This is a genomic window from Streptomyces winkii, from assembly GCF_032248595.1.
Taxonomy (GTDB): Bacteria; Actinomycetota; Actinomycetes; order Streptomycetales; family Streptomycetaceae; genus Streptomyces; species Streptomyces winkii.
Window position 1 is genome coordinate 44,440 of record NZ_JASTTH010000012.1, and the last position, 13,974, is coordinate 58,413.

A 13,974-nucleotide genomic window follows, 5' to 3' on the forward strand; every position below is an offset into this window, starting at 1 on the left:
CTTCCACGGCTCCCTATACCCTGACCGCCATGACGCGAGCAGATCAGCCAATGGGCGTACCCCCCACCCCTGACGCCCCCGACGACGCACTCGCCGCGGAGTCCCGCGAGCGCGCCGTGGGCGCGCTGTTGCGATTCGGTCCCCTCCGGCGCCTGTGGAGCGCCCACTTGACCAGCGGCATCGGCGACGCGCTCGGCCTGCTGGTGCTGTTGCTCCTCGCCCTCCAGGCGGCGACGGTACGGGCGACGGGCCCCGACGCCGTCTTCGGCGGCGGCTACCGGGGGATGGCCCTCGTCATCACGGCGGTCTTCGCCGCGCGGCTGCTCGCCACGCTCCTCTTCGGGGCAGTGCTGCTCGGGCCGCTGTCCGCGCTGCTGGCACCCGGCAAGGGCGTACTCGACCGGCGCTGGACCATGTTCGTCGCCGACGCGCTGCGTGCCCTGGCCCTGATCGTCGCGCCGATGTGGGTCGACTGGATGCCGCAGAACGCGTTCGCGCTCGTCCTGATCACCGTCTTCGTGCTGGGCGTCGCCGAGCGCTTCTGGACGGTCGCCAAGGACAGCGCCGCTCCCGCCCTGCTGCCCGCGCCCCCGCCGGAGGGCGCCGCCGTACGGCCGCTGCCGGACCGGCAGGACGCGCTGCGGCGGCTGTGGCTGCGCAGCACCTTCATGGCGGTCCCGATCGCGGCCATCGGCCTCGTCCTGGTCACCCTCGTAAGCAACGGGCTGAGCTCGGCCTTCGAGTGGTTCCACACCCACCAGGCGGCGCTGGGCTCGTATGTGGCGGCCGGACTCTTCGCCGCCGCGTTCTCCGTCGTGTACTTCCTCGAACTTCCCGACGGTGGAACGCCCCGCCCCCGCTCGCCCCTTCAGGGCCTGCGCCGTCCCAGAGGCGGCTCGACCGCCGGCGACGGCAAGGGCCGTACGGGCGCGGTTCCGCTGCTGGTGCTCGCCGGGTCCGCCACGGCGTGGGCGATCGCCTCCGCCGTCGCGGTCGCGGCGCTGCAGGCCGCCGACCTCGGCGGCGGGCCCATCGGATTCGGGATGCAGGTGTTCGCGCTCGCCGGCGGCACGGCCGCGGGCATCCGGCTCGCGCCGCGCACGCTTCCGCTGCTCTCGCGCCGTCGGCTGCTCGCGATCGCCATCGGCGTCGCGGGGCTCGCGCTGCTGGTCGCCGGTCTGGTCACGGACGCCACCACCGGCCTCGTGCTGATGCTGATCGCGGGGCTGTCCTCGGGCGTCGCCGCGCAGGCGGGCCACGTACTCCTGGACCAGGAGACCGAAGACGCCTACCGCGCCCGCATGACGGAGCATCTGCAAGCCGAGGTACGGATCGCGATCGGGCTCGGTGCCCTGGTCGCGCCCGTGGCGGCGGGCTTCATCGGCCCGCACCGCGTGGTCGCCGGCGACTTCGTCTTCGACCACGGCGGCGCGGCCTTCACGCTCATGCTCGTCGGCGCGCTGCTGCTGCCCGTCGCGGCCCTCGTGCTCGGACGTACGGACGACCGGCAGGGCGTCACGCTCCGCCGCGACCTGCTCGACGCGCTCGGCGGCGGCCACCCCAAGGAGGCGCCCGCCGGGAACGGCTTCTTCATCGCGCTGGAGGGCGGCGACGGCTCCGGGAAGACCACCCAGGTCGACAGGCTCGCCGAGTGGATCAGAGGGAAGGGCCACGAGGTCGTCGTCACGAAGGAGCCCGGAGCCACGCCCGTCGGTAAGCGGCTGCGTTCGATACTGCTGGACGTCTCCTCGGCGGGACTCTCGAACCGCTCGGAGGCGCTGCTGTACGCGGCCGACCGCGCCGAGCACGTCGACACGGTCGTACGTCCGGCGCTGGAGCGGGGCGCCATCGTCATCTCTGACCGCTACATCGACTCGTCAGTGGCGTACCAGGGCGCCGGGCGCGATCTGTCGCCGACCGAGATCGCCCGCATCTCGCGCTGGGCGACCGCCGGGCTCGTGCCGCATCTGACCGTGCTGCTCGACATCGCGCCCGACACGGCGCGCGAGCGCTTCACCGAGGCGCCGGACCGGCTGGAGTCCGAGCCCGCCGAGTTTCACGACAAGGTACGGGCCGGCTTCCTGACGCTCGCCGCAGCGGACCCGGCGCGCTACCTCGTCGTCGACGCGGCGCAGGAGCCGGAGGCCGTCACCACCGCGGTACGCCACCGCCTCGACCAGGTGCTGCCGCTCTCCGACGCGGAGGTCCAGGCCCGCGAGGACGCCCGTAAGGCCGCCGAGGAGGAGGCCCGCCGCAAGGCCGAGGAAGAGGCCGCGCGGAAGGCCGAGGAGGAGCGCCAGGAGCGCGAACGGCAGGAGCAGATGGCCCGGTTGAGGGCCGAGGAGGAAGAGCGGAAGCAGCGCGCAGCGGAGCTGGAGAGGCAGCAGGCGGAGGCCCGTCGAGCCGAGGAGGCCCGGCGGCGTGCCGAGGAGGCGCGGCGGATCGCCGAGGAGGAGCGGCAGCGGCGCGACGCCGAGGAGCGCGCCCGCGAGGAGGAGATCGCACGCCAGCGCCGGCTCGCCGAGGAAGAGGCGAGGCTGCGTGCGCAGGCCGAGGAGCGCCGCCTGGAGAAGCAGCGCCGGGCGGAGGAGGCGCTTCAGCGCGCGGAGCAGAGCCGCAACCGGGGGAGGGACACGAACCCGGACGGGTCCGACGGCGACACCGCGCAGCTGCCCGAGCCGGACCAGCCGGACCGCCAACAGGGCGGCGGGGACGCGGAGTCCGACGCCGAGCGCACCCACGTCATGCCGCAGGCCCGGCACGTGAAGGGGTCCGGGCAGGCGGCGCAGCAGGACGAGGACACGACGCTGCTTCCGCGGGTGCCCGCGGAGGAGCAGGAGCGGCAGCAGGACCGTACGCGCGAGATCCCGCACGTCGACCCGGAGACGGGGCGTGCCGCACGGCCCCGTCCGGAGTGGGCGGAGGAGACGCCGCTCGACGACGTGCCGTCGCTGGCGGACGAGCTGCTCGGCGGCGAGGAGGACGAGGAGGAGCAGGGCCGGAGGCGGCGCCGCGGCAAGTGAGGTCCTGGCCGCTGCTGTCGTCCTTGTCCTCCGTCTCGTAGCCCTTGAGCCCTGAGGCCCGAGCCCCGAGGTGGGCGGGCTGTCAGTGCCGTGCACCACAATGGTTCTCGGTGTGGGGCATCGCGTGCGATAGCCGACGCGGGCCGGGGGAGCCGGGTGTTGACCGGCGCAGGAGAGGAGCGGTGCGGCGATGACCGTGTGGGACGACGTGGTCGGCCAGGAGAAGGTGACGGCCCAGCTGAGCGCGGCCGCCCGCGACGCCGACGCCTATGTCACCGCCGAGGCACAGGGGAAGGGCACGGCAGCGCTGTCCGGCTCCGCCATGACGCACGCATGGCTCTTCACCGGGCCGCCGGGCTCCGGCCGTTCGACGGCGGCGCGCGCCTTCGCCGCCGCGCTCCAGTGCGTGAGTCCGGACAGAGCGCTCGGCGGCGCCCCGGGCTGCGGCTTCTGCGACGGCTGCCATACGGCGATGGTCGGCACCCACGCGGACGTCGAGGTGATCCGTACGGACCTGCTGACCATCGGCGTCAAGGAGACCCGTGAGCAGGTGCGCAGAGCGCAGATGTCACCGGCGGGCGGCCGGTGGCAGGTGATCGTGATGGAGGACGCCGACAGGCTGACCGAGGGCGCGGGCAACGTCCTGCTCAAGGCTGTCGAGGAGCCCGCTCCCCGAACCGTGTGGCTGCTCTGCGCGCCCTCCACGGAGGACGTGCTGCCCACCATCCGCTCCCGCTGCCGCCATCTCGCCCTGCGCACACCGCCGGTGGAGGCCGTGGCGGACCTGCTGATGCGGCGCGACGGCATCGAGCCGGACGTGGCCGCGTACGCGGCACGCGCCACCCAGGGCCACATCGGACGGGCCCGCCGTCTGGCCACCGACGAGCGTGCCCGCAGCCGCAGAGCGGCCGTACTCAGGCTGCCGCAGCGGGTCTCGGACGTCGGCGGCGCGCTGCGCGCGGCCCAGGAGCTGATCGACGCGGCGGCCGAGGACGCGAAGGAGGTCGCCGAGGAGCACGACGAGCGGGAGACCGAGGAGCTGCGGACCGCGCTCGGGGCGGCCGAGGGCAAGGGCAGCCGGCTGCCGCGCGGCACCGCCGGTGCGATGAAGGAGCTCCAGGACAAGCAGAAGCGGCGCGCCACACGCACCCAGCGCGACTCCCTGGACCTCGCGCTGAGCGACCTCACCGGGTTCTACCGGGACGTACTGGCGCGGCAGTTGGGCTCCGCCGTGGCTCCGGCGAACGAGGAGGCGGCGGACGCGGTGGCGCAGCTGGCCGCCGCGTCCGGGCCGGAGCAGACGCTGCGCCGGATAGAGGCCGTCCTGGAGTGCCGCGGTGCGCTCGACCGCAACGTCGCGCCGCTGCTGGCGGTCGAGGCGATGGCGATGACGCTGCGCGCGGGATGACGCCTGACGCCTGACGCCTGGCGGCTGACCGCTGACGGGCAGCTCGGGTGGCGGGCGGCGCGTCCCGCCCGCATCCGTGGGCCGACTGCTCCGCCCTCTCATCCATATGAGGAGCGCCTACTGAGGGGGGAACATCTGTGGTACTGCGGGCGGATACGCTCCACCTCAATTGCCGTGCCGCTCCTGCCGGCTGTCCGGTCCGACGCGAACCGAGGGATGGTCCATGCACACCAGGCGCCTGCCCAGCACCGCACTCGCCGTCCTCGCGACGGCCGTACTGCTGACGGTCTCCGGCTGCTCGTCGGGCTCGGGCGGCTCGGGCGAGCCCGAGGGCGCACCCTCCTCCGCCAGCAGCGACCGCGCGGCGGGGCGTACGAACGCGGAACCCCTCAAGCCGCTGCCCGCCGCCGTCCCCAAGAACCTGAAGCGGTACTACGAGCAGAAGCTCTCCTGGCGCGACTGCGGCGACGGCGGCTTCCAGTGCGCCAAGATGAAGGCTCCCCTCGACTACGGCCACCCGGATCCCAGCAAGGACGTCGAGCTCGCCGTCGCCCGCAAGAAGGCCTCGGGCAAGGGGAAGCCCATCGGTTCCCTGCTCGTCAACCCGGGCGGCCCCGGCGGCTCGGCGGTCGACTACGTGCAGCAGGCCGCCGGCGTCGGCTATCCGCCGCAGGTCCGCCGCAGCTACGACCTGGTCGGCGTCGACCCGCGCGGCGTCGCTCGCAGCGAGCCGGTGCGGTGCCTCACCGACAAGCAGATGGACGGCTTCACGCGGACCGACCAGACACCGGACGACAAGGCCGAGACCGACCGACTGGTCAGCGCGTACAAGAAGTTCGCGGCCGGCTGCGAGAAGCGCTCCGGCGATCTGCTCGGCCACCTCTCGACGGTCGACGCGGCGCGCGACATGGACGTTCTGCGCGGCCTGCTCGGCGACAAGAAACTCAACTACGTCGGCGCCTCGTACGGCACCTACCTGGGCGCCTTCTACGCCGGCCTCTATCCGCAGCGCTCCGGCAGGCTCGTGCTCGACGGCGCCATGGACCCGTCCCTGTCGATGCTGCGCCTCAACCGGGACCAGACCGGGGGCTTCGAGACCGCCTTCAAGGAGTTCGCCAAGGACTGCGTGCACAAGACGGACTGCCCGCTCGGCAGGAAGAGCACCGCGGACGCCGGCCGCAAGCTCAGCGCCTTCTTCAAGAAGACCGACGAGAAGCCCCTGCGCACCGGCGAACCCCGCAAGCTCACCGAGTCCCTGGCCACGACCGGCGTCATCCGCGCCATGTACGACGAGAGCACCTGGCCGCAGCTGCGCGACGCCCTGACGACGGCGATGGACGGCGACGGCACCGACCTGCTCGCCCTCGCCGACGAGTACTACGAGCGCGACCCGGACGGCCACTACGGCAACATCATGTTCGCCAACCCCGCCGTCAACTGCCTCGACCTCCCGCCCGCCTTCTCCTCGCCCGCCGCCGTGAAGAAGGCCCTGCCCTCGTTCGAGAAGACCTCGCCGGTCTTCGGCCGCGGCTTCGCATGGGCCGCCCTCAACTGCGGCTACTGGCCCGAGAAGGCGACCGGCCACCCCCGGAGCATCGACGCCCAGGGCGCCGCCCCGATCCTCGTCGTCGGCACCACGCGCGACCCGGCCACCCCGTACGCCTGGGCCCAGGGCCTCGCGGGCCAGCTCGACTCGGCACGGCTCCTGACATACGAGGGCGACGGGCACACCGCGTACCTGCGCGGCGGCGCCTGCATCAACGACACGGTCGACAGGTACCTGCTCAAGGGCGAGGCCCCGAAGAACGACAAGAAGTGCTCCTAGCCGACGGCGCCCGGGGCCCCGGTTGCGGGGTCTCCGGGGGCGCTCTTACCGCGTACGGAGCACCCCCGGGAACTGTGTAGACTTGTCCGCGCTGCTTCCGCACGACTCGCGGGCAGCCTGCCGCCTTAGCTCAGTTGGCCAGAGCGACGCACTCGTAATGCGTAGGTCGGGGGTTCGACTCCCCCAGGCGGCTCCAACAACATCCCGGCTCGGTGCTGCCGCCGCAGACCGCGCTGGAGGCCCTGGCCGGTGAGGGGCGGGTGGCTCGCGAACCCCGTCGTGCGTCCACGGCGTCACGTCCCGCGCGCGAGATCCGCGCTGTGCGTGTCGTGTCTGTTCCGCTCTGACCGGCGGCTGAGGGTAATGCGGAAATGTCACGCGCCTACACGGGCGACGGCGACGGGATTCGATACCGAGTCGCTTGTAGCGGAACCCGGTTGAACGTCGGCCGGTCCCCGGTGGATACCGTCGCCGCCGCCGTCGCCCTCGGCAAAGGCGAACTGACGGCTGTGCGCTCTCAATTCACTGCGATCGCCGACTCGGCTCCGCGGACCTCGCCACCGCTCACGCGCAGCGGCGACCGCCGGCCGTCTCCTGGCGGCGGACCACGGCGAACCGGTCCGACGCGTCCACGCTGAGGAGTCCCTTCCGGTGTGCGAGGAGGCCCGCCTGGAGCCTGTCCCGCAGGCCGAGCTTCGTAAGGAGACTGGAGACGTGCGACTTGACGGTGGCGACGGTGAGGGTCAGATCGCTCGCGATTTCATGATTCGACATGCCGATGGCGATGCACCGGAGGACCTCCACTTCCCTTTCACTCAGCTGAGGAAAGGCACCCTCGGCCGAGGCTTCGGCAGGCGGCAAAATGCTGAACCGGTCGAGCAGCACCCTCGTCATGGCCGGCGAGATATATGCGTGACCTCTCGCCACAGATCGGAGCGCCGTGACCAACTCCGGGCGGCTGGAGGACTTGAGCAGATACCCGCGAGCGCCGAGGTTCAGCGCGCTCAACAGATGATGCGGAGTATCCCGGCTCGTGAAGACCATGGTCTTCTCACGCAGCGACGAGACCTCGGAGATCGTCTCCAGCGGGTTACCGTTCCCGAGCTCGATCTCCGTCAGAATGACCTGAGCCGAGTAGTCGATGGCTGCCTTTACGGCTTCCTGGGGCGAGTTCGTGACCACTGAGAAATCGACTCCCTCGTCACTCATTATCGTGACGAACATCTCCCTGAAGAAGCTTTCGTCGTCAACAAGGACAGCCCGAACGGGGTCACCCTTATAAGTCTGCATACCCATCCCCCGTGAAATGCCAAGAGCCTGACCGCTGCGGACGGGCCGGTACGGGCCTTCGCCGTGTGCTCCTCTCCCAGGCCGGGGTCCCCGATAGGCGGGCGACCTTGCGAATCGCTGTAGCGGATGCCGCAGTACGACGAGGAGGGCGCGACAGGTAGGCCCAAGCCATGGGCCGACTCCGGTCCTGTGTCCGTACGTTCGGAGACGCTACGGTCGTCTGAGACCTTGTGTGCATTGCCGCAGCGCAGGGGATGGTTGCCGCGACGCATGGAACGAGGATTACGGGCAGTTTGTTCTTGCGCTCCGCGTGAGACTCCTTCCGGCGCCGCAAAGCCTCGTGCGGCGCGATGACCGTTCGTCCAGGGGCAACTCGTCGGCGAGCGCGTCGTCCTCCGAGACGAACGGTTCAGTCGCCGGGACCGGTGCTGTCCTGGAAGCCGCCGCGAGCGATGCGTTCCGACAACTCCGCGGCGAGGTTCTTGACCGTCTCCACGCTCTCCCGGCCCCACTTGTGAGCCTCTTGGCCGGCTGCCTCAACTGGGCGCGCCTGCGCCCGGGTTCGCCACGTACGGCGGCCGGGCAGGGGCGCCTGTGCTGGGGCGGGCGCGTCGCCCATCGTCCGGTTCGGTTGCGGTGGCAATATGAGGAAAATTCGATCAATGGTCCCCGGGTCGGCCTGAGGAGGGCGACGAGAACATGGCGGAAGTGCATCACCGCTTCGTGACAGTGCAGGGACGGCAGCTCTTCTACCGTGACGCCGGGCCGCGCGACGCGCCCGTCCTCGTATTGCTGCACGGCTTTCCGACCAGCTCGTTCATGTTCCGGCATCTGATTCCGGCGCTGGCCGACCGCTATCGCCTCATCGCCCCCGACCACCTGGGCTTCGGCTACTCCGACGCACCGTCCGTCGACGACTTCGACTACACCTTCGACGCGCTCGCCGACCACACCGCCGGGCTCCTCGACCAGCTGGGCGTGACGCGGTACGCCCTGTACGTACAGGACTACGGCGCCCCGGTCGGCTGGCGGCTCGCACTGCGGGACCCGGACGCGGTCACCGCCCTGGTGAGTCAGAGCGGCAACGCGTACGAGGAAGGGTTCGTCCAGGAGTTCTGGCAGCCGATCTTCGACTACCAGCAGGACCCGACACCCGAGAACGCGGCGGCACTGGCCCCGGCGCTGACGCTCGACATGATCAAGTGGCAGTACGTCACCGGGGTCCCCGACGAGACGCGGGTCGACCCCGACACCTGGCACCACGACCACCAGATGGTCTCCCGCCCCGGCAACGACCGCGTCCAGCTCAAGCTGTTCCGCGACTACGCGACCAACCTTCCGCTGTACCCGCGCGTCCACGAGTACCTGCGCGAGAGGCGTCCGCCGCTGCTGGCGGTCTGGGGACGGAACGACCCGATCTTCGGCCCCGATGGCGCCCGTGCCTTCACGCGTGACCAGCCCGAGGCGGAGGTGCACCTGCTGGACGGCGGTCACTTCCTCCTGGAGTCCGCTCTCGACGAGGTCACGGACCTGATCCGCACCTTCCTCGGAAGCCACCTGAGGGAGCTGGAGCGGGCGGGCGCGGACGGCGGACGCCCGAGGCGCTCCTGAGGGGAGGGGCGGTCGGTCCTGAGGAGGAGGACGTCCGCCTCTCGGACACCAGCCGCGTGGAGGCGTTCAGCGACGCGGTGTTCGCCATCGTCATCACCCTCCTCGTCCTCGACCTCAGACCGCCTGCTCATCGTCAAGGGCACCTGCGGTCGGCCCTGTTGATGCAGTGGCCGTCCTACCTCGCGTTCGTCGTCTCGTTCATCTACGTCGGCGTGATCTGGCTGAACCACCACTCTCTCTTCCGTTCCGTACGGAGAACCGACCGCGGGCTGAAGTGGATCAACCTCGGAATCCTCTTCGGAGCGGTCGTCGTGCCGTTCCCGACAGCGACCCTTGCGGAGGCGTTCGCGGGCGGGAGTGTGCGGGACGAGAAGGTGGCCGTGGTTCTGTACGCGCTCACCGCGGCGATCATGGGAGGCCCCTGGTGGGGCGTCTTCACGCATCTTCGTGCCCGCCCGCAACTCCTGGAGCCCTCGGTCGCGGCGTCCTACCCGCGCGCCCAGCAGGTCCGCCCGCTCACGGCGGTGGTGCTGTACGCGGCCTGCGGAGTCGGCGGCTGGTTCATCACGCCCTGGGTGGGGCTCGGATGCGTCATCCTCGTCATCCTCTACCACGCCCTGACGAGCGAAGGGGTGCGCGAAGGACCGCTCCAGCGCCTTCGGAAGGGCGGAACCCGGTGAGTGGGTCCCGCCCTTCCGAACGTCCTGCTCAGGGCTTGTGGGCCCGGTTCAGCGTCGGCAGGTCACTTACGGGTCTTGGTGTCGTCGGAACGCTGGGGGAGTTTTGAGGCCGGCGGGGTGGTGGTGCCCGTGGGGTTGGTGCAGCCGGGGACGCTGCCCGCCGGGCTGCAGTTGTCCGGGGTGTTGCGGATGACCCTGCTGGCGGTGAGCGTGACCTGGCCGGTGTTCTCGTTCACGATGCCGCCGCCGGCGGTGATCGCCGTGTTGTGCGTGACCAGGCTGCGTACGAGCGTGGCGGTGCTGGCGTTGTTCGAGATGCCCCCGCCTGTGACAGCGATGTTGTCGCGGACATCGGTCGACTTCAGGCGCAGAGTGGAGCCGAGTGTCTGGCGGATGCCGCCGCCCTGAAGGGCGGTGTTGCCCCTGACCGATACATGGTTCAGAGACGCGGTCCCGTCGATGTTCTCCAGGCCCCCGCCGTTGTTGTTCACGGCCCGGTTCCTGACCAGAGCACCGCCCTCCATCGTCATCGTGCCGCCGTCCGTGTTGAAGACTCCGCCGCCCCACTGGGTCGAGCTGTTGCGCTCGAAGGTGCTGCGGTCGAGGTCGAACCGTCCGCCGTCGTTGGTGACGCCGCCGCCCATGTCGGCGTGGTTGTTCTTGACGTGAGTGCGGTTCAGGTTCAGCGTGCCCTCTTCGTTGAGGGCGGCGCCGCCGTTCGAGCCGGTCAGGTTGCCGCCGCTGAGTGTGAGTGAGTTCAGCGAGAGCGTGCCGCCGTCCGTCACATGGAAGATGCGGAAGTTCTGCGTGGCGTTCGGGGCCCGGCGGATGGTGGTGTCGCGGCCGGTGATCGTCACGTTTCCGGTGATCTCCGGGAGTCCGTCGTCGGCGTTGTCGGGTGTGGTGAGGGTGTAGGTGCAGTGGGGTGCGAGGTGGATGCGGCCGCCGCTGGTGTTGGCCTGGTTGATCGCGTTCACCAGACCGGTGATGTCGTTGCACCGGACATGAGTCCCACCGGCGGCGTCGGCCGGTCCGGCGGGCAGGACCGCCAGGGACAGCCCCACGCCGACCGCCGCGGTCATGGCACCGGATCTCAGAATGATCTTCATCGCTACGCCTTCCTCAACGCTGGAGTTGAAATGGCACCGGCGCCCAGCGGGCCTGCTGGTCGGCCGGGGGATGAGATGACATGTCGTCGGTAACCGCAGACGCGGCGACCTCACCTGGCCTACCGCCGAACGGTCGCGGGCTTGCGCTCTTCCGGCTCCGTGTCCCGGCGGCGTCCGTTCGGGCCGGTTGCGGGCCGGTTGCGGCCCGGGAGGTTCGGGCCCGGTAGCCGTCGTCGTGCGACGCCGCTCATCGCCGCGTTCGGAGAATCCCCCTCCGGTTGTGCGTTCTTCCGGTTGTGAAGGGTTGATTCCATGCGTGGGCTCCCCATACATTCGCCCGCACGTGCGACCAGCGCGGCGCGCGTCCAGGACGCTCGAAGGGGTCCGGTCATGAGCAATCCCGAAGCGACCCCGCCCACGAGCCACATCGCCTCCGGTGCCGAAGTCCCGTCCGAAGAGCGGCACTTCAAGCGGGCACTGGGCCTCTTCCCGGCCATTTCCGTCAACATGACGCAGATGTGCGGCATCGGGCCGTTCATCACGATCCCCGTTATGGTCGCCACGATGGGCGGGCCCCAGGCGCTGCTCGGCTGGATCGTGGGCGCGCTGCTGGCGATGGCCGACGGGCTGGTGTGGGCGGAACTCGGCGCGGCCATGCCCGGCGCCGGCGGGACGTACGTCTATCTGCGGGAGGCGTTCCAGTACCGCACCGGGCGGCTCATGCCGTTCCTGTTCATCTGGACGGCGATGCTCAGCATCCCGCTCATCATGTCGACGGGCGCCATCGGGATCGTCGAGTACCTGGGCTACTACTTCCCGCACATGAGCTGGGCCGTCCAGCATCTGATCGGCGTCGGCGTCGTCGTTCTGGTGGTCGCCGCCCTCTACCGGCGCATCGAGTCGATCGCCCGGCTCACCGCCGTGCTCTGGGGCGTGATGCTGGTCTGCGTCGGCACGATCATCGTCGCCACGCTGACCAACTTCGACCCGGCGCTCGCCTTCGATTTCCCGTCCGGCGCCTTCGAGTTGAACGGCGCCTTCTTCGCCGGTCTCGGCGGCGGTCTGCTGATCGCCGTGTACGACTACCTCGGCTACTTCACCGTCGCGTACATGGGAGAGGAACTGCGCGAGCCGGGCCGGGTCATGCCGCGGGCGATCGTCTACTCGATCACCGGGATCATGGTGATCTATCTGGCGCTGAACGTGGGCGTCATGGGGGTGTTGCCCTGGAAGGAGGTCGCCGACGCGACGTCCATAGCCTCCCTGGTGATGGAGCACACGTGGGGCAAGGGCGCCGCTCAGGTCCTCACGGCGCTCGTCGTCGTCACGGCCTTCGCCTCGGTGTTCGCGGGCCTCCTCGGCGGTTCACGCGTGCCGTTCAACGCGGCCCGCGACCGCCTGTTCCTGCCGGTCTTCGGCCGCCTGCACCCCAGGCTGAACTTCCCCCACGTCGCCCTGCTGGTGATGGGCGCGATCACGGCGGCGGGTTCGTTCTTCGAGCTGGAGACCGTGCTCCAGATGTTCACGGCCGTCGCGGTGCTCGTGCAGTCCTTGGCGCAGGTCGCGGCGCTGACCGTGCTGCGCCGCCGCCAGCCGGGCCTGCGGCGTCCGTACCGGCAGTGGCTGTATCCCGTGCCGAGCGTGCTCGCGGTGATCGGCTGGATCTACGTCTACTACGCGGCCGGCACCTCGGCGATCTGGCTGTCGCTGGCCTGGATCGCCTTGGGGGTCGTGGCGTTCCTCATCTGGGCGCGCTTCGAGCGCACTTGGCCGTTCGGGCCGAAGGAGATCCGCGAGAAGTACCTCTCGGAGCAGGACGCGGAAGCGTCGCCGTCCTCATGACGGCGGACGGCCGCGGTGCCGGTTACCGTGCCGGGCACGTCCTGGCCGTCGACTTCGGCGGCACCAAGGTGGCGCTGGCCACGGCGGACGGCGACGGCCGCGTCCTCGACCAACTCCGGCTGGAGACCCGGGCGTTGGAGGGCGCACGGGAGGTGGTCCGCAGGGCCCTGGCCGCGGGACGCGATCTCTCGGACCGTACTGCCGCCTCAACCGGCGGGAAACTCACGGCAGTCGGGGTGGCGACGTTCGGGGTCACCCTCGCCGACAGGGTCCTGCTCGCCCCGAACGTGCCCGGCTGGCAGGAGCTGGCCCTGCCCGCACTGCTGCGGGAGGGCCTGGCCGACCCGGCCGGTATGGACGAGAGCGCGGTACGGGTCGCCAACGACGTGAAGGCCGCGACGGTGGCGGAGCTCCGCTGGGGAGAGCTCGCGGGTGTGCGCAACGGCGTCTACGTCAACCTCGGAACGGGCCTTGCCTGCGGGCTCGTTGTCGGGGGGCGCGTCCTGGAGGGCGCGCACGGGACGGCGGGGGAGATCGGCTACAACGTGCGAAGTTTCGGGGAGCCGGCCTTCGCCGCGGGACACGCGCCGCTGGAGGAGCACGTTTCCGGGCGGGCGCTCGCGGACCGCGGCGAGACGCTGCTCGGCCGCCCGGTCACCGCGGCCGAACTCTTCGCCGGCCGGGACGACGAGCGGGTGCGCTCGCTCGTACGGGACGCGCTGGAGCAGCTCGCCGTACACGTCACCAACCTCGCCATCGCGCTCGATCCTGAACGCATCGTGGTCGGGGGCGGGTTGATGCACTCCGCCGAGGTGATTCTGCCGGTCCTCCGTGCGCAGCTCGCGGACGCGGCCCCCTTCGCGGTGGATCTGCGTCCGTCCCGCTTCAGCCACGACGCGGCGCTGCGCGGCGCCATCGCGCTCGCCCTGGACGACGAGCCGAGCGACGGCTGAGCGGTGGTGCGTGAAGCGCCGGGCGCACAGCGACCGGCGCTGTCCGACGACCTGACGAAGGTGTACGGGCGCCCGCCGGCACGCCTTCCGCGCGGCGAACGGGGGCGGGCGAACTCCCCGCGCTCCGGCTTCGGTCGGGGTCTCCGGACCGGGTGTTCCTCCGGCGGAATCCGCTCGGTCCTCGCCGTCACCCGCCGCTGTTACGTTGCCCTCCTCGGCGCATCGTGCACGCG

The 13,974-nt window shown here is 70.9% G+C and carries 10 protein-coding genes and 1 tRNA gene; 8 read left to right on the forward strand and 3 right to left on the reverse strand.

Translation table 11 applies throughout. The annotated features are described in order from the left end of the window. Positions 1 to 29 precede the first annotated feature (29 nt). The 4 genes from tmk to QQM67_RS29280 all read left to right on the forward strand — a co-directional run bounded on the left by tmk (position 30) and on the right by QQM67_RS29280 (position 6,452). Positions 30 to 3,023, forward strand: a complete 2,994-nt coding sequence (tmk, locus tag QQM67_RS29265) for a dTMP kinase (protein ID WP_314178186.1) — start codon at positions 30 to 32, stop codon at positions 3,021 to 3,023. A gap of 190 nt (positions 3,024 to 3,213) precedes the next feature. Next, positions 3,214 to 4,431: a DNA polymerase III subunit delta' gene (locus tag QQM67_RS29270; RefSeq protein WP_314178189.1), complete on the forward strand. Its 1,218-nt coding sequence runs from the start codon at positions 3,214 to 3,216 to the stop codon at positions 4,429 to 4,431. A 223-nt stretch (positions 4,432 to 4,654) separates the two neighbouring features. Beyond that, positions 4,655 to 6,256, forward strand: coding sequence for an alpha/beta hydrolase (locus QQM67_RS29275; protein WP_314178191.1), 1,602 nt, complete (start codon positions 4,655 to 4,657; stop codon positions 6,254 to 6,256). Between the two features lie 119 nt (positions 6,257 to 6,375). Continuing rightward, positions 6,376 to 6,452 (forward strand) — tRNA-Thr (locus QQM67_RS29280). A gap of 368 nt (positions 6,453 to 6,820) precedes the next feature. Here the strand turns inward: QQM67_RS29280 and QQM67_RS29285 are convergent. Both QQM67_RS29285 and QQM67_RS29290 read right to left on the reverse strand, forming a co-directional pair. After that, the gene (locus QQM67_RS29285; protein ID WP_314178193.1) at positions 6,821 to 7,552 is read right to left on the reverse strand and encodes a response regulator transcription factor; all 732 of its coding nucleotides are present in this window, start codon (positions 7,550 to 7,552) and stop codon (positions 6,821 to 6,823) included. A gap of 403 nt (positions 7,553 to 7,955) precedes the next feature. Next, the gene (locus QQM67_RS29290; protein ID WP_314178194.1) at positions 7,956 to 8,165 is read right to left on the reverse strand and encodes a hypothetical protein; all 210 of its coding nucleotides are present in this window, start codon (positions 8,163 to 8,165) and stop codon (positions 7,956 to 7,958) included. Positions 8,166 to 8,245: 80 nt separating this feature from the next. Here QQM67_RS29290 and QQM67_RS29295 point away from each other — a divergent pair, with 80 nt between their 5' ends. Together QQM67_RS29295 and QQM67_RS29300 are read left to right on the forward strand one after the other, a co-directional pair. Further along, entirely contained in the window at positions 8,246 to 9,157 is a 912-nt protein-coding gene (locus tag QQM67_RS29295) for an alpha/beta fold hydrolase (RefSeq protein WP_314178197.1), read from the forward strand. A 56-nt stretch (positions 9,158 to 9,213) separates the two neighbouring features. Further along, a complete protein-coding gene (locus QQM67_RS29300; RefSeq protein WP_314178199.1) occupies positions 9,214 to 9,837 on the forward strand; it encodes a TMEM175 family protein in 624 nt (207 codons plus the stop codon). A 62-nt stretch (positions 9,838 to 9,899) separates the two neighbouring features. Here QQM67_RS29300 and QQM67_RS29305 read toward each other — a convergent pair whose 3' ends face one another. Further along, the gene (locus QQM67_RS29305) at positions 9,900 to 10,946 is read right to left on the reverse strand and encodes a hypothetical protein (RefSeq protein WP_314178201.1); all 1,047 of its coding nucleotides are present in this window, start codon (positions 10,944 to 10,946) and stop codon (positions 9,900 to 9,902) included. A gap of 390 nt (positions 10,947 to 11,336) precedes the next feature. Between QQM67_RS29305 and QQM67_RS29310 the strand changes: the two genes are divergently transcribed. Beyond that, complete coding sequence (locus tag QQM67_RS29310; protein ID WP_314178203.1) at positions 11,337 to 12,788, forward strand: APC family permease; 1,452 nt, start codon at positions 11,337 to 11,339, stop codon at positions 12,786 to 12,788. Further along, positions 12,785 to 13,741 carry an ROK family protein gene (locus QQM67_RS29315; protein ID WP_314178205.1) on the forward strand — a complete coding sequence of 319 codons (957 nt, stop codon included), beginning with the start codon at positions 12,785 to 12,787 and terminating at the stop codon, positions 13,739 to 13,741. Before QQM67_RS29310 ends, QQM67_RS29315 begins: the two co-directional genes overlap by 4 nt. Positions 13,742 to 13,974: the final 233 nt, after the last annotated feature.

Bases quoted from the DNA above. Each gene is read 5' to 3' on its own strand.
- tmk (WP_314178186.1), top strand. From the start codon at position 30: ATGACGCGAGCAGATCAGCCAATGGGCGTACCCCCCACCCCTGACGCC.
- QQM67_RS29270 (WP_314178189.1), top strand. From the start codon at position 3,214: ATGACCGTGTGGGACGACGTGGTCGGCCAGGAGAAGGTGACGGCCCAG.
- QQM67_RS29275 (WP_314178191.1), top strand. From the start codon at position 4,655: ATGCACACCAGGCGCCTGCCCAGCACCGCACTCGCCGTCCTCGCGACG.
- QQM67_RS29285 (WP_314178193.1), bottom strand. From the start codon at position 7,552: ATGGGTATGCAGACTTATAAGGGTGACCCCGTTCGGGCTGTCCTTGTT.
- QQM67_RS29290 (WP_314178194.1), bottom strand. From the start codon at position 8,165: ATGGGCGACGCGCCCGCCCCAGCACAGGCGCCCCTGCCCGGCCGCCGT.
- QQM67_RS29295 (WP_314178197.1), top strand. From the start codon at position 8,246: ATGGCGGAAGTGCATCACCGCTTCGTGACAGTGCAGGGACGGCAGCTC.
- QQM67_RS29305 (WP_314178201.1), bottom strand. From the start codon at position 10,946: ATGAAGATCATTCTGAGATCCGGTGCCATGACCGCGGCGGTCGGCGTG.
- QQM67_RS29310 (WP_314178203.1), top strand. From the start codon at position 11,337: ATGAGCAATCCCGAAGCGACCCCGCCCACGAGCCACATCGCCTCCGGT.
- QQM67_RS29315 (WP_314178205.1), top strand. From the start codon at position 12,785: ATGACGGCGGACGGCCGCGGTGCCGGTTACCGTGCCGGGCACGTCCTG.